Origin of the sequence: Pseudomonas sp. Pseusp97 (genome assembly GCF_047304025.1) — a bacterium.
GTDB lineage: Bacteria > Pseudomonadota > Gammaproteobacteria > Pseudomonadales > Pseudomonadaceae > Pseudomonas.
The window spans coordinates 1-18,295 of sequence record NZ_JBGLYK010000002.1; the positions used below are offsets into that span (position 1 = coordinate 1).

The 18,295-nt window shown below is 65.7% G+C and carries 19 protein-coding genes and 2 pseudogenes; 15 read left to right on the forward strand and 6 right to left on the reverse strand.

The genetic code is table 11. From position 1 onward, the window contains the following. Positions 1-74: pseudogene (locus tag ACCC94_RS00580) on the reverse strand (DUF2388 domain-containing protein); the annotation flags it as partial. Between ACCC94_RS00580 and ACCC94_RS00585 the strand changes: the two are divergent. The 3 genes and pseudogenes from ACCC94_RS00585 to ACCC94_RS00595 form a co-directional block, all read left to right on the forward strand. Beyond that, positions 74-223, forward strand: a pseudogene (locus tag ACCC94_RS00585) (amino acid dehydrogenase); the annotation flags it as partial. The pseudogenes ACCC94_RS00580 and ACCC94_RS00585 overlap by 1 nt on opposite strands. Before the next feature lie 25 nt (positions 224-248). Next, positions 249-599 (forward strand): RidA family protein, encoded by a 351-nt coding sequence (locus ACCC94_RS00590; protein ID WP_413347565.1) that lies wholly within the window; start codon positions 249-251, stop codon positions 597-599. A 39-nt stretch (positions 600-638) separates the two neighbouring features. Continuing rightward, a complete protein-coding gene (locus ACCC94_RS00595; RefSeq protein ID WP_413347566.1) occupies positions 639-1,538 on the forward strand; it encodes a transporter substrate-binding domain-containing protein in 900 nt (299 codons plus the stop codon). A 5-nt stretch (positions 1,539-1,543) separates the two neighbouring features. Here the strand turns inward: ACCC94_RS00595 and ACCC94_RS00600 are convergent, their stop codons facing one another. Next, on the reverse strand, positions 1,544-2,029 hold the full coding sequence (locus ACCC94_RS00600) for an NUDIX domain-containing protein (RefSeq protein WP_413347567.1): 486 nt from the start codon (positions 2,027-2,029) through the stop codon (positions 1,544-1,546). Next, positions 2,026-2,454, reverse strand: a complete 429-nt coding sequence (locus ACCC94_RS00605) for a hypothetical protein (RefSeq protein ID WP_413347568.1) — start codon at positions 2,452-2,454, stop codon at positions 2,026-2,028. The genes ACCC94_RS00600 and ACCC94_RS00605 overlap by 4 nt, the downstream gene beginning before the upstream one ends. 178 nt (positions 2,455-2,632) lie before the next feature. On the opposite strand from ACCC94_RS00605, the gene pip reads away from it, so the two are divergent. From pip to ACCC94_RS00640, 7 genes are all read left to right on the forward strand, one after another. Continuing rightward, positions 2,633-3,604 carry a prolyl aminopeptidase gene (gene pip / locus ACCC94_RS00610; RefSeq protein WP_413347569.1) on the forward strand — a complete coding sequence of 324 codons (972 nt, stop codon included), beginning with the start codon at positions 2,633-2,635 and terminating at the stop codon, positions 3,602-3,604. Continuing rightward, positions 3,601-4,038 (forward strand): D-aminoacyl-tRNA deacylase, encoded by a 438-nt coding sequence (gene dtd / locus ACCC94_RS00615; protein ID WP_413347570.1) that lies wholly within the window; start codon positions 3,601-3,603, stop codon positions 4,036-4,038. Before pip ends, dtd begins: the two co-directional genes overlap by 4 nt. 201 nt (positions 4,039-4,239) lie before the next feature. Beyond that, complete coding sequence (locus tag ACCC94_RS00620; protein ID WP_413347571.1) at positions 4,240-5,808, forward strand: glucan biosynthesis protein G; 1,569 nt, start codon at positions 4,240-4,242, stop codon at positions 5,806-5,808. Beyond that, complete coding sequence (gene mdoH / locus ACCC94_RS00625) at positions 5,801-8,374, forward strand: glucans biosynthesis glucosyltransferase MdoH (RefSeq protein WP_413347572.1); 2,574 nt, start codon at positions 5,801-5,803, stop codon at positions 8,372-8,374. The genes ACCC94_RS00620 and mdoH overlap by 8 nt, the downstream gene beginning before the upstream one ends. A 224-nt stretch (positions 8,375-8,598) precedes the next feature. Continuing rightward, positions 8,599-9,396, forward strand: coding sequence for a transporter substrate-binding domain-containing protein (locus ACCC94_RS00630; protein WP_192435910.1), 798 nt, complete (start codon positions 8,599-8,601; stop codon positions 9,394-9,396). Between the two features lie 73 nt (positions 9,397-9,469). Then, a complete protein-coding gene (locus tag ACCC94_RS00635) occupies positions 9,470-10,432 on the forward strand; it encodes an amino acid ABC transporter permease (protein ID WP_413347573.1) in 963 nt (320 codons plus the stop codon). Next, complete coding sequence (locus tag ACCC94_RS00640) at positions 10,425-11,159, forward strand: amino acid ABC transporter ATP-binding protein (protein WP_413347574.1); 735 nt, start codon at positions 10,425-10,427, stop codon at positions 11,157-11,159. Before ACCC94_RS00635 ends, ACCC94_RS00640 begins: the two co-directional genes overlap by 8 nt. A gap of 260 nt (positions 11,160-11,419) precedes the next feature. Here ACCC94_RS00640 and ACCC94_RS00645 read toward each other — a convergent pair whose 3' ends face one another. Next, positions 11,420-11,806, reverse strand: coding sequence for a VOC family protein (locus ACCC94_RS00645; protein ID WP_413347575.1), 387 nt, complete (start codon positions 11,804-11,806; stop codon positions 11,420-11,422). Between the two features lie 190 nt (positions 11,807-11,996). Here ACCC94_RS00645 and ACCC94_RS00650 point away from each other — a divergent pair, with 190 nt between their 5' ends. Continuing rightward, entirely contained in the window at positions 11,997-13,502 is a 1,506-nt protein-coding gene (locus tag ACCC94_RS00650; RefSeq protein WP_413347576.1) for a YdgA family protein, read from the forward strand. A 213-nt stretch (positions 13,503-13,715) separates the two neighbouring features. Here the strand turns inward: ACCC94_RS00650 and trpA are convergent, their stop codons facing one another. Further along, complete coding sequence (trpA, locus tag ACCC94_RS00655; RefSeq protein WP_413347577.1) at positions 13,716-14,522, reverse strand: tryptophan synthase subunit alpha; 807 nt, start codon at positions 14,520-14,522, stop codon at positions 13,716-13,718. Next, the gene (trpB, locus tag ACCC94_RS00660; RefSeq protein WP_413347578.1) at positions 14,519-15,727 is read right to left on the reverse strand and encodes a tryptophan synthase subunit beta; all 1,209 of its coding nucleotides are present in this window, start codon (positions 15,725-15,727) and stop codon (positions 14,519-14,521) included. The genes trpA and trpB overlap by 4 nt, the downstream gene beginning before the upstream one ends. A 307-nt stretch (positions 15,728-16,034) precedes the next feature. Here trpB and ACCC94_RS00665 point away from each other — a divergent pair, with 307 nt between their 5' ends. The 4 genes from ACCC94_RS00665 (at position 16,035) to ACCC94_RS00680 (ending at position 18,257) form a co-directional block, all read left to right on the forward strand. Continuing rightward, entirely contained in the window at positions 16,035-16,931 is an 897-nt protein-coding gene (locus tag ACCC94_RS00665) for a LysR family transcriptional regulator (RefSeq protein WP_413347579.1), read from the forward strand. 100 nt (positions 16,932-17,031) lie between these two features. Then, positions 17,032-17,247: a dodecin gene (locus tag ACCC94_RS00670; protein ID WP_017518905.1), complete on the forward strand. Its 216-nt coding sequence runs from the start codon at positions 17,032-17,034 to the stop codon at positions 17,245-17,247. 138 nt (positions 17,248-17,385) lie between these two features. Further along, entirely contained in the window at positions 17,386-17,607 is a 222-nt protein-coding gene (locus ACCC94_RS00675) for a DUF1161 domain-containing protein (protein ID WP_017518906.1), read from the forward strand. Positions 17,608-17,834: 227 nt separating this feature from the next. Further along, positions 17,835-18,257, forward strand: coding sequence for an OsmC family protein (locus ACCC94_RS00680; protein WP_413347580.1), 423 nt, complete (start codon positions 17,835-17,837; stop codon positions 18,255-18,257). Positions 18,258-18,295: the final 38 nt, after the last annotated feature.

The following is an 18,295-nucleotide window of genomic DNA, read 5'->3' on the forward strand; positions in this document are numbered from 1 at the left end:
TCGTCACGGGCTTCGCGGACGACCTTCATGTCACGCACCGAGGTGGTGGTGTCCGAGGTGAAGTCGATGCTGCGGGCCGCGCGGGCTGTGGCTCAATCTAGGCCACGGCGCGCTGGGCTTCACCCTCGCCTGCGGCAGCGCGCAACTGATCGCCGCGCAGATCGCCGGGCGCCGGCCAGCCATCGACACCAGCGGCCTGACGCCCGAACGGCTGGCCGGCTGATTCCATCGGATTTAGGAGACCCACCATGCAACTCACACGCATCGCCACCAACGAGCGCCTTTCCGGCGCTATGGTCTTCGGCTCGCTGGTGTTCCTCTCCGGGCAGGTGCCCGGCCAGGCCACCGATATCCAGGGCCAGACCCGCGAGGTGCTGGCGAAGATCGACGCGCTGCTGGCCGAAGCCGGTACCGACAAGGCGAACATCCTCAGCGCGACCATCTACCTGAAGGACATCGCCGAGGACTTCGAGGCCATGAACGGAGTCTGGTCCGCCTGGCTGCCCGAAGCCTGCGCGCCGACCCGCACCACGGTCCAGGCGCTGCTGGCGCGGCCGTCGGTGCTGGTGGAAATCACCGTGATCGCAGCGCGGCCCTGACTCTCAACCCGACTCACAACAACAAGAGGGATCGAACCCATGAAACGACTCGCACTGGCAATGCTGGCGGCGTCCAGCCTGGTCTGCACGCTGGCGCAGGCGAACGAAGCGCTGGACGGCACGCTGAAGAAAGTCGCCGAGCGCGGCACGATAACCCTGGGTTATCGCGACGCCTCGGTGCCGTTCTCCTACCTGGGCGACAACAGCGGGCAGCCCATGGGCTACTCGGTGGAGCTGGCCGGCAAGGTAGTCGAGCGCATCAAACAGAAGCTCGACAAGCCGGACCTCAAGGTGAAATACAACCTGGTGACCTCGCAGACGCGCATCCCGCTGGTGCAGAACGGCACGGTTGACCTGGAGTGCGGCTCCACCGGCGTCACCGCCGAGCGCTTGAAGCAGGTCGCCTTCTCCTACGGCTTCATCTACGTGAAGGGCCAGTTGCTGACCGCCAAGGACAGCGGCATCCAGGGCTTCGACGATCTCAAGGGCAAGAATGTGGTGACCACCGCCGGCACCACCAACGAGCGTTACCTCAAGGCCTACAACTCCGAGCACAAGCTGGGCATGAACGTGGTCAGCGCCAAGGACCACGGCGAAGCCTTCCTCATGCTGCAATCCGGCCGCGCCGTGGCCTTCTACATGGACGACGCGCTGCTTTATGGCGAGAAGGCCAAGGCCCGCGATCCGCACCAGTGGGTGGTGGTGGGCGAGCCGCAGTCGCGGGAAATCTACGCCTGCATGGTGCGCAAGGACGACCCGCAGTTCCTCGCCCTGGTCAACCAGACCCTGGCCGACCTGTATTCGTCCGGCGAGATCAAGGGCATCTACCAGCGCTGGTTCGAGCAGCCGATTCCGCCGAAGAACCTCAACCTGGAATTCCCCATGACCGCCGAGCTGCAGGCGATCATCGCCAAGCCCACCAGCGAACCGGTGCAGTAGCGCCGCTAGCGTTGCAGGCCGAGGTGGCGGATCAATGGCTGCGCCTCGGCCAGACGCTCCCAGACGTCGTCGAGCAATTCGGCGGGGTAGTAGGAGGGCAGGCGCGGCAACTCCTGGCGCGGCACCCAGGCGACCTCACGGATATCGAACTCGTCGCCGCCCAGGCCGCCCAGGCCGCGCAGGTTGTCCAGGCTGACCCGGCCATCCCAGGCATCCACGCGGTAGAACAATTCCATGTGGAAGCGCCCGGCCAGCGGTTCGGCGAACTCGCGCACGTAGACCAGCGGGCCGACTTCCACCGCCAGGCCGGTTTCCTCCCGACACTCGCGGCGCACCGTGTCACGGGTGGATTGGTCCTTGTCCGACTCGAAGCCGCCGCCCGGCGGAATCCAGTACACGTCACCGGCCACCTCGTGGCGCACCAGCAGGATCTCGTCGCGGCGCAGCAGCAGGCCGGCGGCGCGGATGCGGTGTTGCAGGGGGGAAGTCATTGCCAGTCGAGCCTCGCCAGTTTCCACTCGGAGCCTTCGCGCCACCACTCCAGCTTCACGGAATAGTGCCCAGCGCTGTCGGGGATGAGGTTCTCGGCGCCGGTGAGGGCAACCTGCGCGTCAGTATGGCCGCGATTGGCGTAGGTCGAATCGACGCGGCTCTCGCTGCTGAGCAGGATCACCCTGACCTGCTGGTGGCGCAGGAACATCAGCGTCATGGTGCGTCTGGCCCAGTCGCGGTCGAACTCGCCGTTGGCGCGGAAATCGCCGGCCAGCTGATCGATCACGGCCCCGCTATTCTTGGCTTCGAGATTGTCCTGCAAGTGCTTGACGGCGGCGTCCAGTTGCGCGCGCGGGTCGTCCTTGCCGCATCCGGTCAAGGCAAGGAGCAGCAGGAATAGAGAAAGAAACAACTTCCGTGGCATGGCTCACTAACTCCCTTATGGGTTTTTCGCTGGCCCGAGTATCATGCCCGACACCGTGGGGGCCGAAGACTTTCGATGGAAGTCGTGCCGCGGCAACGCGACTTTCTCTAAGAAGGCGACAGGCCCTAGGATGGTTACTGGTCCGGAGCGACCGAACGCACTGATCCAGGAGCGAGCCATGCAGACTTTGTATCCGGAAATCAAGCCTTACGCGCGCCATGAACTGGCCGTCGAGGAGCCCCACGTCCTCTATGTGGACGAGAGCGGCATGCCCGACGGATTGCCGGTTCTGTTCATCCATGGCGGCCCGGGCTCCGGTTGCGATGCCATGTCGCGGCGTTTCTTCGACCCCAACATCTACCGCATCGTCACCTTCGATCAGCGTGGCTGTGGCCGCTCCACGCCTTACGCGAGCCTGGAGAACAACACCACCTGGCACCTGGTCGAGGATATCGAGCGCATCCGCGAGCACCTGGGCATCGACAAGTGGGTGCTGTTCGGCGGTTCCTGGGGCTCGACCCTGTCGCTGGCCTACGCCCAGACGCATCCCGACCGCGTGCTGGCGCTGATCGTGCGCGGCATCTTCCTGTGTCGCCCGCAGGAAATCCGCTGGTTCTACCAGGAGGGCGCGAGCCGCCTGTTCCCCGATTACTGGGAGGACTACCTGGCGCCGATTCCCGCCGACGAGCACGACGACCTGCTGCACGCCTTCCACCGTCGCCTGACCGGCCCGGACCAGATCGCCCAGATGCACGCCGCCCGCGCCTGGTCCACCTGGGAAGGCCGCACGGCGACGCTGCGACCGAACCCGGCGGTGGTGGAGCGCTTCGCCGACCCGCACCGCTCGCTGTCCATCGCCCGCATCGAGAACCACTACTTCGTCAACAACGGCTTCCTCGAACCCGACCAGTTGCTGCGCGACATGCATAAGATCGCCCACCTGCCGGGCGTGATCGTCCACGGCCGCTACGACGTGGTCTGCCCGCTGGACAACGCCTGGGCGCTGCACAAGGCGTGGCCCAACAGCGAGCTGCAGATCGTCCGCGACGCCGGCCACGTCGCCGGTGAGCCGGGCATCACCGATGCGCTGGTGCGCGCCACCAACGAGATCGGCCGGCGCCTGCTGAACCTGCCGCCGGAGGCTGAATGAAGGGGCTGATCCAGCGCGTGCGTGGCGCCTGCGTCGAGGTCGACGGCGAAATCGTCGGCGCCATCGACCACGGGCTGCTGGCGCTGGTGGGCGTCGAGCCTCAGGATGACGAGGCTTGCGTGAACCGTTTGTTGCACAAGCTGCTTAACTATCGAGTGTTTGGCGACGATGAAGGTAAGATGAACCTTTCATTGAGCGATGTCGGCGGCGGTCTGCTGCTGGTCTCGCAGTTCACCCTGGCCGCGGATACCCGAAAGGGGCTGCGGCCGAGCTTTTCCAGCGCGGCGCCACCTGAAAAGGGCGCCGCGTTGTTCGATCTGCTGGTGGAGCAGGCGCGAGAGCGTCATCCGCTGGTCGCCACTGGCCGTTTTGGCGCCAACATGCAGGTCCACCTGGTCAATGATGGTCCGGTGACCTTTCTACTGGAGGCTTGAACGCGCGGCAGCTTGTCATATCGCCGTGGGATGATGGTTAGGGCTTATGCACTTAGAACAATGCGCCTCCGGGAGCTCGAAGTACCCGTGGAAAAAAGCGGGGAATCATTCAGGCTCACCGGGGTCGGAATTCAATCGCCAGCAGATTGGCATCGCCTTTGCTGGCTTTAATCGTTTTGTGTTCACGGACGAGGGGGACTCGTGATTTTCCGTTCCGTTCAACAACCGCTTTCGCGCCAAATCCTTCGCGGACTGGTCGGCTCCGCCCTGCTGGCGTTGAGCGCAACCCACGCTTGGGCCTTCAACCTCGACGACGTTGGCGAAAAGGCCAAGGCGCTGGCTGCTGAGAAGTACAGCGCACCGACGAGCAACCTGCCATCGGAATTCAGCGAAATGAAATTCGCCGATTACCAGCAGATCCGCTTCCGCAACGAGAAGGCCTACTGGGCCGACGAGAAGACCCCCTTCAAGATCAGCTTCTATCACCAGGGCATGCACTTCGACACCCCGGTGAAGATCAACGAAGTCACGGCGACCGACGTCAAGGAGATCAAGTACGATCCCTCCCGTTTCGACTTCGGTACCCTGAAGTTCGACGCCAATGCCACCAAGGACCTGGGCTACGCCGGCTTCCGCCTGCTGTACCCGATCAACTCCCCCGACAAGCAGGACGAGATCGCCACCTTCCTGGGTGCGAGCTACTTCCGCATCATCGGCAAGGACCAGTGGTGGGGCCTGTCCGCGCGCGGCCTGGCGCTGGACACCGCACTGCCGTCGGGTGAGGAGTTCCCGCGCTTCCGCGAGTTCTGGATCGAGAAGCCCAAGGCCAAGGACAAGCACCTGGTGATCTTCGCCCTGCTGGATTCGCCCCGTGCGACCGGCGCGTACCGCTTCACCATCCGTCCGGGCAACGACACCGTAGTCGATGTGAAGGCCCGCGTATTCCTGCGCGACAAGGTGAGCAAGCTGGGCCTGGCGCCGCTGACCAGCATGTTCCTGTTCGGCTCCAACCAGCCTTCGGCGGAACACAACTTCCGTCCGGAACTGCATGACTCCACCGGCCTGCAGATCCATGCTGGCAACGACGAGTGGATCTGGCGCCCGCTGAACAACCCCAAACACCTGTCTGTCAGCGCCTACAGCGTCGAGAACCCGAAAGGTTTCGGCCTGCTGCAGCGCGGCCGCGAGTTCTCCCGCTACGAAGACCTGGACGACCGCTACGACCTGCGTCCGTCCGCCTGGGTCGAGCCGCAGGGCGACTGGGGCAAGGGCACCATCGAGCTGGTGGAGATCCCGACCCCGGACGAGACCAACGACAATATCGTGGCCTTCTGGAACCCCGAGAAGCGTCCGGAAGCCGGCGAGCCGCTGGACTTCGCCTACCGCATGCGCTGGACCAAGGACGAAGACGCCCTGCACGACGCCAAGAACGCCTGGGTCAAGCAGACCCTGCGCTCGGTCGGCGACGTGAAGCAGAAGAACCTGATCCGCCAGCCTGACGGCAGCGTCGCCCTGGTCGTCGATTTCGTCGGCCCGACCCTGAAGGCGCTGGCAGGCGATGCGCCGGTGAGCACCCAGGTGAGCACCGACGACAACGCCGAAGTGAAGGAAAACAGCCTGCGCTACAACGCAGTGACCCAGGGCTGGCGTCTGACCCTGCGGATCAAGGTCAAGGATCCGAAGAAGCCGACGGAAATGCGCGCTGCCCTGGTCAACGGTGGCCAGACCATTTCCGAAACCTGGAGCTACCAGCTGCCTGCCGATGAATAATTCCACCGCTACCACCGCGCCGGTGGCCGACTATCTCGCGCACCTGCCCCTCTCGGCGCAGGAGCGTGAGCGGCTGGCCAGGGCCGGTTCCTTCAGCGAGCTGCACGAGCAGCTCGCTGGCGATGTTCAGGGCGAAGACGCAGCGCTGGCCTCGGTCGGCGCGCGCCTGCGCCACGGCTACGGGCCGGACCTCGACGACGCCCAGATGCTGGGCATGGACGACAACGGCCGCACCTACCTCAAGGCTGCGCCGCCGATCCAGCGCACCAAGGTGATTCCCGAGCCCTGGCGCACCAACCCGATCATGCGCGGCTGGCGCCGCCTGACCGGCCGCAGCAACCCGTCCAAGCCCGCCCGCGACCTGCCCAAGGCGCGCTGGCAGCGGGTCGGCTCGCTGCGCCGGTTCATCCTGGTCCTGCTCATGCTCGGCCAGACCAGCGTCGCCACCTACTACATGAAAGGCATCCTGCCCTACCAGGGCTGGGCCTTCGTCGATCTCGAAGAGATCAACCGCCAGACCTTCCTGCAGACCCTGGAGCAGGTGCTGCCGTACGTCATCCAGTTCGGCGTGCTGGCGCTGTTCGCCATCCTGTTCTGCTGGGTCTCGGCAGGTTTCTGGACGGCCCTGATGGGCTTCTGGGAGCTGCTCACCGGCCGCGACCGCTACCGCATCTCCGGCAGCAGCGCGGGCAGCGAGCCGATTGCCGCCGATGCACGCACCGCCATCGTCATGCCGATCTGCAACGAGGACGTCCCGCGCGTCTTTGCCGGCCTGCGGGCGACCTACGAATCGGTGGCCGCCAGCGGCGAGCTGGATCGCTTCGACTTCTTCGTGCTCAGCGACACCAACCAGCCCGACATCGCCATGGCCGAAGAAAAGGCCTGGATCGAGCTGTGCAAGGAAGCCCTGGGCTTCGGCCGCATCTTCTACCGCCGCCGCCGGCGCCGGGTGAAGCGCAAGAGCGGCAACATCGACGACTTCTGCCGTCGCTGGGGCGGCCAGTACAAGTACATGGTCGTGATGGACGCCGACAGCGTAATGAGCGGCGACTGCCTGACCAAGCTGGTGCGCCTGATGGAGGCCAATCCCGAGGCCGGCATCATCCAGACCGCGCCCAAGGCGTCGGGCATGGACACTCTCTATGCGCGCATGCAGCAGTTCGCCACCCGCGTCTACGGCCCGCTGTTCACCGCCGGCCTGCACTTCTGGCAGCTGGGCGAATCCCACTACTGGGGCCACAACGCGATCATCCGGGTGAAACCCTTCATCGAGCACTGCGCCCTGGCGCCGCTGCCGGGCAAGGGCTCCTTCGCCGGCGCGATCCTCTCCCACGACTTCGTCGAAGCCGCGCTGATGCGCCGCGCCGGCTGGGGCGTGTGGATCGCCTACGACCTGGAAGGCAGCTACGAGGAATTGCCGCCCAACCTGCTGGACGAGCTCAAGCGCGACCGCCGCTGGTGCCACGGCAACCTGATGAACTTCCGCCTGTTCCTGGTCAAGGGCATGCACCCGGTGCACCGCGCGGTGTTTCTCACCGGCGTGATGTCCTACCTGTCGGCGCCGCTGTGGTTCTTCTTCCTGGTGCTGTCCACCGCGCTGCTGGCGGTGCACCAGTTGATGGAGCCGCAGTATTTCCTGGAACCGCGCCAGCTGTTCCCGATCTGGCCGCAGTGGCACCCGGAAAAGGCCATCGCCCTGTTCTCCACCACCCTGACGCTGCTGTTCCTGCCCAAGCTGCTCAGCGTCATGCTGATCTGGGCCAAGGGCGCCAAGGGCTACGGCGGCGTGATCAAGGTGACCCTGAGCATGCTGCTGGAGATGTTCTTCTCCGTGCTGCTCGCCCCGGTGCGCATGCTCTTCCATACCCGCTTCGTGCTGGCCGCGTTCCTCGGCTGGGAAGCCCAGTGGAAGTCGCCGCAGCGTGACGACGACGACACCCCGTGGAGCGAGGCGATCCGCCGCCACGGCCTGCAGACCCTGCTGGGCCTGTGCTGGGCGCTGCTGGTGGCATGGCTGAACCCGCGCTTCCTGTGGTGGCTGTCGCCCATCGTCGGCGCGCTGATGCTGTCGATCCCGGTCTCGGTGATCAGCAGCCGGGTCAAGCTGGGCCTGGCCTCGCGCGATGAGAAGCTGTTCCTCATCCCCGAGGAGTACGACACCCCGCGCGAGCTGCGTGCCACCGATGAGTACACCTACCAGAACCGCTGGCAGGCGCTGAAGGACGGCTTCGTTCGTTCCGCCGTCGACCCGGTGCTGAACGCCCTGGCCTGCGCCATGGGCACTGCCCGCCACGGCCAGTCCGCTGCCATCGAGGCGACCCGCGCCGCGCTGGTCGAGAAGGCGCTGGAAGCCGGCCCCGAGCAGCTCGACGGCAACCGCCGCCTGGCGCTGCTGAGCGACCCGGTAGCGCTGTCGCGCCTGCACCTGGCGCTCTGGCAGGGGGACAAGGAGCAGTGGATCGGCCCCTGGCGGCAATCGCTGAAGGCCGATGCCCATGCCCCGGCCGTGCCCCTGGCGCCGGTCGCGGAGCAGGGCGCCATGGCGCTGCCCGCCGCGCAATCCTGATCCTGCGCCGCCCTCATCCCATCCGGGGTGCGGGCGGCGTGGCGGTTCAGCCTGTTTTCCCCGCGCACCGCTGCTGGTACCCTGCGCCAGCTATCCAGAAAAGATTGAGATATCCGTCGCATGGGGTACGCTTCGCACCCTTTGAACGCCCGGCCTGCCGTGGCGCGCCCGGTTCGATCACTGGAAAAAACAACAAGTTCTTTCATTTGCTCGGGAGTATGGGGATGAAAAAGTACCTGGCATCGCTGGTGATGGGCGTCTGCGCCCTGGTCAGCGTGAGCGCGGCCCAGGCCGGCGCCATCGATGAAGCGGCCAAGCGCGGCACCCTGCGCGTGGGCATGGACCCGACCTACATGCCGTTCGAGATGACCAACAAGCGCGGTCAGATCGTCGGTTTCGAAGTGGACCTGCTCAAGGCCATGGCCAAGTCCATGAACGTCAAGCTGGAACTGGTCTCCACCGCCTACGACGGCATCATTCCGGCCCTGCTCACCGACAAGTTCGACATGATCGGCTCGGGCATGACCCTGACCCAGGAACGCAACCTGCGCCTGAACTTCTCCGATCCCTTCATCGTGGTCGGCCAGACCCTGCTGATCCGCAAGGAGCTGCAAGGCGAGATCAAGTCCTACAAGGACCTGAACGACGCGAAATACCGCATCACCTCGAAGATCGGCACCACCGGCGAATTCGTCGCCAAGAAGCAGCTGTCCAAGGCCCAGTACCACGGCTTCGACAACGAGCCCGAAGCGGTCATGGACGTGGTCAACGGCAAGGCCGATGCCTTCATCTACGACTCGCCCTACAACGTCGTCGGCGTGAGCAAGTTCGGCGCCGGCAAGCTGGTACACCTGGACCAGCCGTTCACCTACGAGCCGCTGGCCTTCGGCCTGAAGAAGGGCGACTACGACTCGATCAACTTCATCAACAACTTCCTCAAGCAGATCCGTGAAGACGGCACCTACGATCGCATTCACGACAAGTGGTTCAAGAACACCGACTGGCTCAAGGACATGGAATAATCCGCGTCTGACCCAGGTCGACCCGACGCGCAGGCCCCCGGCCTGCGCGTTCGCATTTTCACGGTAGAGATTCGTGGCTAGAACGAAACGCGCAACCTGGCCCTGGCACGGGCTGACCGGGCTGATCCTCCTGTTGATCGGCCTCGCCATCTGGTACTCCACTTCGCTGATCTCCTACGAGTGGCGCTGGAACCGCGTCCCGCAGTACTTCGCCTACCAGGCGGAGGAGCCGCAGCGCGCGGATGCCATCTCGCGGGTAGAGAAGATCGAAGACCTGAACGGCGCCGCCCGCGTCACCCTGGTGGACGAGGACGGCAAGCAGCAGGTGCTGACGGTGGCCGCCGACAGCCTGCAGTTCTCCGAAAACGATGACGTAGCCGAGGGCGATGTGGTTGGCGCGACCCGCCACTGGGCCGCCGGCCCGCTGGCCTGGGGCCTGTGGACCACGCTGTGGATCTCCTTCGTTTCCGGCGCTTTCGGCCTGGTCATCGGCCTGTTCACCGGGCTCTGCCGCCTGTCGAAGAACCCGACCCTGCACGACCTCTCGACCCTCTACGTCGAACTGGTGCGCGGCACGCCGCTGCTGGTGCAGATATTCATCTTCTACTTCTTCATCGGCACCGTGCTGAACCTGTCCCGCGAGTTCGCCGGGGTGGCGGCGCTGGCGCTGTTCACCGGCGCCTACGTCGCCGAGATCGTCCGCGCCGGCGTGCAGTCCATCGCCCGCGGCCAGGACGAGGCCGCGCGCTCCCTCGGCCTGAACGCCGCGCAGTCGATGCGCCATGTGATCCTGCCGCAGGCCTTCAAGCGCGTGCTGCCGCCGCTGGCCGGGCAGTTCATCAGCCTGGTGAAGGACACTTCCCTGGTCTCGGTGATCGCCATCACCGAGCTGACCAAGAGCGGCCGCGAGGCGATCACCACCTCGTTCTCTACCTTCGAGATCTGGTTCTGCGTCGCCGCCCTCTATCTCGTGATCAACCTGCCGCTGTCGCATCTGGCGGGGCGCTTGGAGCGGAGGCTCGGCCAAAGTGATTGAAGTCCGTAACCTGACCAAGGTCTTCGATACCCGCGGGCAGGTCGTGCGCGCGGTGGATGACGTCACCACCGGCGTGGCCAAGGGCGAAGTGGTGGTGGTGATCGGGCCGTCCGGCTCGGGCAAGTCCACCTTCCTGCGCTGCCTGAACGGCCTGGAGGAGTTCGACTCCGGCTCGGTGAGCATCGATGGTCTCGACCTCGCCAACCCGAAGACCGACATCAACGCCTACCGTCGCGAAGTCGGCATGGTGTTCCAGCACTTCAACCTGTTCCCGCACATGACCGTGCTGGAGAACCTGTGCCTGGCGCAGAAAGTGGTACGCAAGCGCGGCAAGGCCGAGCGCGAGGCCAAGGCGAAGGCGCTGCTGGAAAAGGTCGGCATCGGCCAGAAGGCCAACGAATACCCGTCGCGCCTCTCCGGCGGCCAGCAGCAGCGTGTGGCCATCGCCCGCGCGCTGTGCATGGATCCGAAGGTGATGCTGTTCGACGAACCCACCTCGGCGCTCGACCCGGAGATGGTCGGCGAGGTGCTGGACGTGATGAAGACCCTGGCGCTGGAAGGCATGACCATGGTCTGCGTGACCCACGAGATGGGCTTTGCCCGTGAAGTTGCCGACCGCGTGCTGTTCTTCGATCACGGCAAGCTGTTGGAAGATGCAGCCCCGGCAGAGTTCTTCGCCCAGCCCAGGGATGCGCGTGCGCAGAGCTTCCTGCGACAGGTGCTGTGAGTTTCCTGCCTTGCTGAAAAGCCGCCTTCGGGCGGCTTTTTTGTGCTTGTTCAGGGGGGATCGGCTCTTGTAGGAGCGAGCTTGCTCGCGAACAAGCCCCGCTGCGGACTCTGTTCGCGAGCAAGCTCGCTCCTACAGGCTGGGCATGCTTCGCTCTTCGTAGGAGCGAGCTTGCTCGCGAACCCATTTACGGTTGGGCTCAGACCGTAGGATGGGTATCGCTGCGCGCCACGCCCTCCGGCGAGAGCGGCTGCCGGAACTCAGCGCTCGTAAAGCTCCAGCGGCAAATCGTCCGGGTCGGCGAAGAAGGTGAAGCGCTTGTCGGTCAGCTCATCGAGGCGGATCGGCTCGCAGGCCACGCCGTGGCTTTGCAGGTGCTCCACCGCCGCTTCCAGGTCATCCACGGCGAATGCCAGGTGGCGCAGGCCCTGCGCCTCGGGATAGGAAGGCCGTGCCGGCGCGCCGGGGAAGGAGAACAGCTCCAGCCGCGCATCGCCCAGCGCCAGGTCGAGCTTCCAGGAGTCGCGCGCGGTGCGGTAGGTCTCGGCGATCACCTTCAGGCCGAGGATATCGACGTAGAAGTGCTTGGAGCGCGGATAGTCCGAGCAGATCAGGGCGACGTGATGAAGGCTGTGCAGCACGGCCATGGCTAGGGCCTCTCGAACCGATTGAGCCCTCTATCCTGACAGCCGTGCCCCGTCGGTCAATGCTGGCGCTGTGAAGTCGGTCGCCAACGGTGCTGGAGTGATGGCAGGGCGCCTGCTAGCATCGCGCCGCCCACTCCCATAAACGGTCGACAGGACGTCCCCCGTACGGCCGCACCTGAAAGGAATCAGCATGAAGAAGACCGCCCTGGCCATCGCCATCCCCGTTGCCCTTGTCGGCGCCGCCGTTGCCGGCGCGTGGTACACCGGCACCCGCGTCGAGCAGGAAGTGAACCGCGGCATCACCGAAGCCAACGAACTGCTCAAGCAGGAAGCCCCCGGCCTGGGCGCCTACCTGACCCTGGTGGACATCCAGCGCGGCCTGTTCTCCAGCTCCGCGCGCTACAACCTGACCTTCACCGGCAAGGAAGGCGAAGAGCCGCAGGTCCTGGTCTTCACCGATCGCCTGGAACACGGCCCCTTCCCCGCCTCGCGCCTGGCCGCCGGCCAGCTGGCGCCGGTCATGGCGCAGAGCCATTTCGCCCTGGAGCAGAACGAGCTCACCGCCCCGCTGTTCACCGCCGCGGGCGGCAAGGCGCCGCTGTCCGGCGACCTGACCATCCATTACGACCAGAAGCAGGAAGGCCGCGTCGAAACCGCCGCCCTGGAATTCGCCAAGGACAGCGACAAGCTGCGCCTGTCGCCGATCAAGCTGACCTTCAACGTGTCCGGCGACAAGAAGGACGTGAGCGCCGTGGGCAACCTCGCCGAGGTCGACCTCGATTTCACCGACGAGAACACCGGCCAGTTGGCCAAGGTGCAGCTGCGTGACCTGGGCATGCAGGGCGACAAGAAGGAAAACGCCAACGGCTTCGCCCTCGGCCCCAGCTCCGCCACCATCAAGAGCCTGAACATCAAGTCGCCGGGCGCACCGGAAGTCGAGCTGCGCGACGCCGTGGTCGAGGAAACCCTCAAGCAGGGCGGCAAGGGCCTGGACCAGAGCGTTTCCTACCGCGTCGGCAAGGTCGTGGTGCAGGGCCAGGAAATCGGCGGCGTGAAGCTCGACCTGAGCCTGCGCAACCTCGACGAAGGCGTGCTCAAGACTTTCAAGGAGTCCTACAACAAGATGGCCCTGGACAGCCTGGAAAGCACCGAGCTGACCCCGGCGCAGGAAGAAGAGCTGAAGAAGCTGGGCCTGGCCCTGCTGGAAGGCTCGCCGGTGCTGTCGCTGGACGAGCTGTCCCTGCAGACCACCCACGGCGTGGCCAAGGCTTCGCTGTCGGTCGACCTGCGCAAGCCCAACGAAGCCGCTGCCACGCCTGACGAGATGGCCCGCAGCATCCTCGCCGCGCTCAAGGCCGACCTGAAGGTGGACAAGGCGGTGATCGGCGACATCGTCGCCCTGCAGGGTTCGCTGGGTGGCGAGGCGGCCGGCAGCGTCGATCCGGTGGCGCTCAAGCAGCAATCCGATGCCATGACCGACCTGTTCAGCGGCATGGCCCTGCAGTCGGAATGGGCGGTGCTCGACGGCAACGCGCTGTCCAGCTCGCTGGCCTACGCGAACGATCAGGTGAAGTTCAACGGCAAGGACATGAGCGTGCCGGAATTCATGGCCTTCGCCATGGGCTCCGCGCAGGGTCTTGGCCTGGGCGGCGGCGCCGAAGGCGAAGAAGCGCCGCAGGAAGAGAGCGTGGAATAACCCGCGCCTGAAACGAAAAAGCCCGGCATTCGCCGGGCTTTTTTCTGAGGGCTGACCTTGTAGGAGCGAGCTTGCTCGCGAACAGGGTTTGCCGGTAACTCCGGCGTCGGGCTGGTTCGCGAGCAAGCTCGCTCCTACAGGAAAGGCGGCCTCAGATCGTGGGATGGGTATCGCTTCGCTCCACGCCATCCTACGCGGAGCGGGTCGAGGCGATCAGCGAGCGCTCCGCACACCTTCGGCCAGCTGCCGGCAAAGGCCGAGCACGCTCTGCACCGCGTCGGCGGAGCTGGTGGCTTCGGCGATCTTGTCGATCAGCGCCGAGCCCACCACCACGCCGTCGGCCAGGCGGGCAATGTTCGCCGCGTGTTCCGGGGTGCGGATGCCGAAGCCGATCGAGACCGGCAGGTCGGTATGACGGCGCAAACGCGCCACCGCTTCCTCGACGTGGTCGAGGGTTGCCGCGCCGGCGCCGGTCACGCCGGCCACCGAGACGTAGTAGACGAAGCCCGAGCTGCCTTCGAGCACGGTCGGCAGGCGCTGGTCATCGGTGGTCGGGGTGGTCAGGCGGATGAAGTCGATGCCCGCGGCCTGGGCCGGGTGGCAGAGGTCTTCGTTGTGCTCCGGCGGCAGATCCACCACGATCAGGCCATCGACGCCGGCTTCTTTCGCGTCGGCGATGAACTTGTCCACGCCGTAGTAGTGGATCGGGTTGAAGTAGCCCATCAGCACCAGCGGCGTAGTGCTGTTGCCCTGGCGGAATTCGCGGACCATCTTCAGCGTCTTCACCAGGTTCTGGCCGTTGCCCAGGGCGCGGATGTTGGCCAGCTGGATCGCCGGGCCGTCGGCCATCGGGTCGGTGAACGGCATGCCCAGCTCGATCACGTCGGCGCCGGCCTCGGGCAGGCCCTTGAGGATGTCCAGCGAGGTCGAGTAGCCCGGATCGCCGGCGGTGATGAAGGTCACCAGGGCGGCGCGGTTCTGCTCCTTGAGTTCGGCGAAGCGGGTCTGCAGGCGGCTCATGCTTGCGGCTCCTGTTGCATGTGGTGCATGACGGTCTGCATGTCCTTGTCGCCACGACCGGACAGGTTCACCACCATGATGTGGTCCTTGGGCAGGGTCGGCGCGCGCTTGAAGACTTCGGCCAGCGCATGGGAGGACTCCAGCGCGGGAATGATGCCTTCCAGGCGGCAGCACTGGTGGAAGGCGTCGAGCGCCTCGTGGTCGGTGATCGAGGTGTACTCGACGCGGCCGATGTCATGCAGCCAGGCGTGTTCCGGGCCGATGCCGGGATAATCCAGGCCGGCGGAGATGGAATGCGCGTCGATGATCTGGCCGTCCTCGTCCTGCAGCAGGAAGGTGCGGTTGCCGTGCAGCACGCCCGGTACGCCGCCGTTCAGGCTGGCCGCGTGCTTGCCGGTTTCGATGCCGTGGCCGGCGGCTTCGACGCCGATGATCTTGACGCTGGCGTCATCGAGGAACGGGTGGAACAGGCCCATGGCGTTGGAGCCGCCGCCGATGCAGGCGACCAGCGAGTCGGGCAGGCGCCCTTCCTTCTCGGCCAGCTGCTCGCGGGTTTCCTTGCCGATCACTGCCTGGAAGTCGCGGACCATTGCCGGGTACGGGTGCGGGCCGGCCACGGTGCCGATCAGGTAGAAGGTGTTGTGCACGTTGGTCACCCAGTCGCGCAGCGCTTCGTTCATCGCGTCCTTCAGGGTGCCGGTGCCGGCGGTGACCGGAATCACCTCGGCGCCGAGCAGCTTCATGCGGAACACGTTGGCCTGCTGGCGATCGATGTCGGTGGTGCCCATGAAGATCACGCATTCCATGCCGAAGCGCGCGGCCACGGTGGCAGTGGCCACGCCGTGCATGCCGGCGCCGGTCTCGGCGATGATGCGTTTCTTGCCCATGCGCTTGGCCAGCAGGATCTGGCCGATGCAGTTGTTGATCTTGTGCGCGCCGGTGTGGTTCAGCTCTTCGCGCTTGAGGTAGATCTTCGCGCCGCCGCAGTGCTCGGTCAGGCGCTCGGCGAAGTACAGCGGGCTCGGACGGCCGACGTAGTCGCTCTGGAAATAGGCGAGTTCCTTCTGGAACTGCGGATCGTCCTTGGCCTTCTCGTACTCGCGGGCCAGGTCGTGGATCAGCGGCATCAGGGTCTCGGCGACGTACTGGCCGCCGAAGTGGCCGAACAGGCCCTTGGCGTCTGGACCGGTGCGCAGTGTGGACATGGGATCACTCCTGGTGGAAACGTCTCTTCTTCCGAGACATCGTGCCTGGGCTTTCCCCTCTCCCCAGCCCTCTCCCTGAAGGGAGAGGGAGCCGTATGTGCCGGCTGATACCAAGGGTTCATCCTGCACCGAACGGTCCCCTCTCACGCTTGCGGAAGAGGGTCAGGGAGAGGGGCTTTGATCTTGCAGGGGCGGGCATTACCCGCGAGTCGCCTACGAAAGTGAGCACAGGATACGGCTGTGTGATGACGGGGAAAAGCGATAAGATCGCCACGACCTGTCAGAAAAACTCACGGATTGATCCAGCATGAGCCGAGACCTTCCGCCGCTCAACGCCCTGCGCGCCTTCGAAGCCGCTGCCCGCCTGCGCGGCATGAGCGCAGCGGCTGATGAGCTGAGCGTCACCCACGGGGCGATCAGCCGGCAGATTCGCCTGTTGGAGGAAGAACTGGGCGTAACCCTGTTCATCAAGGAAGGCCGCGGCGTAAAACTCACCGATGCCGGCGTCCGCCTGAGCGAGGTGGCCAGCGATTCCTTCGAGCGCCTGCGCAGCGTCTGCACCGAACTGCGGCGCCAGGCTGGCGGGGATGCGCCCTTCGTCCTGGGATGCCCCGGCAGCCTGCTGGCGCGCTGGTTCATCCCGCGCCTGGACCGCCTGAACCGCGAGCTGCCGGACCTGCGCCTGCAACTTTCCGCCAGCGATGGCGACCTCGACCCGCGCCGCGGCGGTCTCGACGCCACCCTGTGCTTCGCCGCCCCGCCGTGGCCGGCGGACATGCGCGTGCTGGAGCTGGCAGTGGAAAGCATCGGCCCGGTGCTCAGCCCGCGCTCCGCCCGCTTCGAGCAGCTGCGCGAGGCGCCGGCCGCAGCCTTGCTGGAGGAGGCACTGCTGCATACCGTCTCGCGCCCGCAGGCCTGGCCGGAATGGGCCGCGCGCCACGGGCTGGAGCCTGCGCGGCTCAAGCTCGGGCAGGGCTTCGAGCATCTGTATTACCTGCTCGAAGCTGCCGTGGCAGGCCTTGGCGTGGCCATCGCGCCGCAGCAACTGGTAGCCGACGACCTCGCAGCCGGACGCCTCGCCGCGCCCTGGGGCTTCGTCGAAACCGCTGCGCGACTGGCGCTGTGGGTGCCCGCGCGGCGGTCCGATCCCCGCGCGGAAAAGCTGGCGCGCTGGCTGCAGGCGGAGCTGAACACCCCCGCGTAAAGTCTGAACCGCACCGTTTGCCGTGGGTCCACCCCTCTACTACTGTCCATTGAGCGCGCTGGCATTCTGCCCGGGCGCTGCCAGATTCAGGAGAGAGGCCATGTCCAATCACCACACCTACAAGAAGATCGAGCTGGTCGGCTCCTCGCGCACCAGCATCGAGGATGCGATCAACAACGCCCTGGCCGAGGCGGCCAAGAGCATCGACTTCCTGGAATGGTTCGAAGTGGTGGATACCCGCGGGCACATCGAGAATGGCGCGGTGGGTCACTACCAGGTGACCATCAAGGTCGGCTTCCGCATCGCCAACAGCTAGATCGGCCGCCGTGCTTGCGCGGCCCTTTTGTCACGTGCCCGTGCCATGCTGGCCGGACGCGTGATCGTGCGTACCGGGGTAGCCCGGTTTTCCGGCCCGTTCGGGCCTTTTTTCGTGAACGACGAGGGAGCGTTACCAATGAAGAAGTTCCTGATCGCTGTGGGGGTCTTCGCCCTGGCAGGCAACGTCCTTGCCGCCGGCAAGCCGTGCGAAGAGCTGAAGTCGGAGATCGATGCGAAGCTCAAGGCCAAGGGCGTTGCTTCGTACAGCCTGGAAGTCGTCGACAAGGGCAGCGCGGGCGGCAAGCAAGTCGTCGGCACCTGCGAAGGCGGCACCAAGGAAATCGTTTACTCCAAGTAAGCGCCTGGATGTGAACCCGGCCGGGCTCCGCGAGGGGCCCGGCCTTTTTCATGGCGGGAATGTAGGAGCGAGCTTGCTCGCGAACCTGCGAGGCTCCGCGCCAACCCGTTCGCGAGCGAGAACCACGGCGCGCCCCGCGCTCCTGCGAAGAGCTCTTCGAAAAGCTGAACCCCATGCGGGTCGCTGGCCTCGAAAGTCCTGACAGCAACCCAAGCGGAGGACGCGACATGAAGAAATCGGCATCGGCCCACTGGCAGGGTGGCCTGAAGGACGGCAAGGGCACGATCTCCACCGAGAGCGGCGCGCTCCAGCAGCAGCCCTACGGCTTCAACACGCGCTTCGAAGGCGCGCCGGGCACCAACCCGGAAGAACTGATCGGCGCGGCTCATGCCGGCTGCTTCTCCATGGCCCTGTCGATGATGCTCGGCGAGGCGGGCCTGACCGCCGACAGCATCGACACCCGGGCCGAAGTCAGCCTGGAGAAGCTCGCCGACGGCTTCACCATCACCGCCGTGCACCTCACGTTGAAGGCGAAGGTGCCGGGCACCGATGCGCAGACCTTCCAGGCCATCGCCGACAAGGCCAAGGCCGGCTGCCCGGTCTCCCGGGTGCTCAACGCGCGCATCACCCTCGACGCCACGCTCGAATGAGCCAGCGGGGCACTCTGTCCGGCGGTTGCGGTCCACCG

What these genes read in the sequence shown, in the direction of transcription:
- ACCC94_RS00590 (WP_413347565.1), top strand. Translation starts at nt 249, where the DNA reads ATGCAACTCACACGCATCGCCACCAACGAGCGCCTTTCCGGCGCTATG.
- ACCC94_RS00595 (WP_413347566.1), top strand. Translation starts at nt 639, where the DNA reads ATGAAACGACTCGCACTGGCAATGCTGGCGGCGTCCAGCCTGGTCTGC.
- ACCC94_RS00600 (WP_413347567.1), bottom strand. Translation starts at nt 2,029, where the DNA reads ATGACTTCCCCCCTGCAACACCGCATCCGCGCCGCCGGCCTGCTGCTG.
- ACCC94_RS00605 (WP_413347568.1), bottom strand. Translation starts at nt 2,454, where the DNA reads ATGCCACGGAAGTTGTTTCTTTCTCTATTCCTGCTGCTCCTTGCCTTG.
- pip (WP_413347569.1), top strand. Translation starts at nt 2,633, where the DNA reads ATGCAGACTTTGTATCCGGAAATCAAGCCTTACGCGCGCCATGAACTG.
- dtd (WP_413347570.1), top strand. Translation starts at nt 3,601, where the DNA reads ATGAAGGGGCTGATCCAGCGCGTGCGTGGCGCCTGCGTCGAGGTCGAC.
- mdoH (WP_413347572.1), top strand. Translation starts at nt 5,801, where the DNA reads ATGAATAATTCCACCGCTACCACCGCGCCGGTGGCCGACTATCTCGCG.
- ACCC94_RS00630 (WP_192435910.1), top strand. Translation starts at nt 8,599, where the DNA reads ATGAAAAAGTACCTGGCATCGCTGGTGATGGGCGTCTGCGCCCTGGTC.
- ACCC94_RS00645 (WP_413347575.1), bottom strand. Translation starts at nt 11,806, where the DNA reads ATGGCCGTGCTGCACAGCCTTCATCACGTCGCCCTGATCTGCTCGGAC.
- ACCC94_RS00650 (WP_413347576.1), top strand. Translation starts at nt 11,997, where the DNA reads ATGAAGAAGACCGCCCTGGCCATCGCCATCCCCGTTGCCCTTGTCGGC.
- trpA (WP_413347577.1), bottom strand. Translation starts at nt 14,522, where the DNA reads ATGAGCCGCCTGCAGACCCGCTTCGCCGAACTCAAGGAGCAGAACCGC.
- trpB (WP_413347578.1), bottom strand. Translation starts at nt 15,727, where the DNA reads ATGTCCACACTGCGCACCGGTCCAGACGCCAAGGGCCTGTTCGGCCAC.
- ACCC94_RS00665 (WP_413347579.1), top strand. Translation starts at nt 16,035, where the DNA reads ATGAGCCGAGACCTTCCGCCGCTCAACGCCCTGCGCGCCTTCGAAGCC.
- ACCC94_RS00670 (WP_017518905.1), top strand. Translation starts at nt 17,032, where the DNA reads ATGTCCAATCACCACACCTACAAGAAGATCGAGCTGGTCGGCTCCTCG.
- ACCC94_RS00675 (WP_017518906.1), top strand. Translation starts at nt 17,386, where the DNA reads ATGAAGAAGTTCCTGATCGCTGTGGGGGTCTTCGCCCTGGCAGGCAAC.
- ACCC94_RS00680 (WP_413347580.1), top strand. Translation starts at nt 17,835, where the DNA reads ATGAAGAAATCGGCATCGGCCCACTGGCAGGGTGGCCTGAAGGACGGC.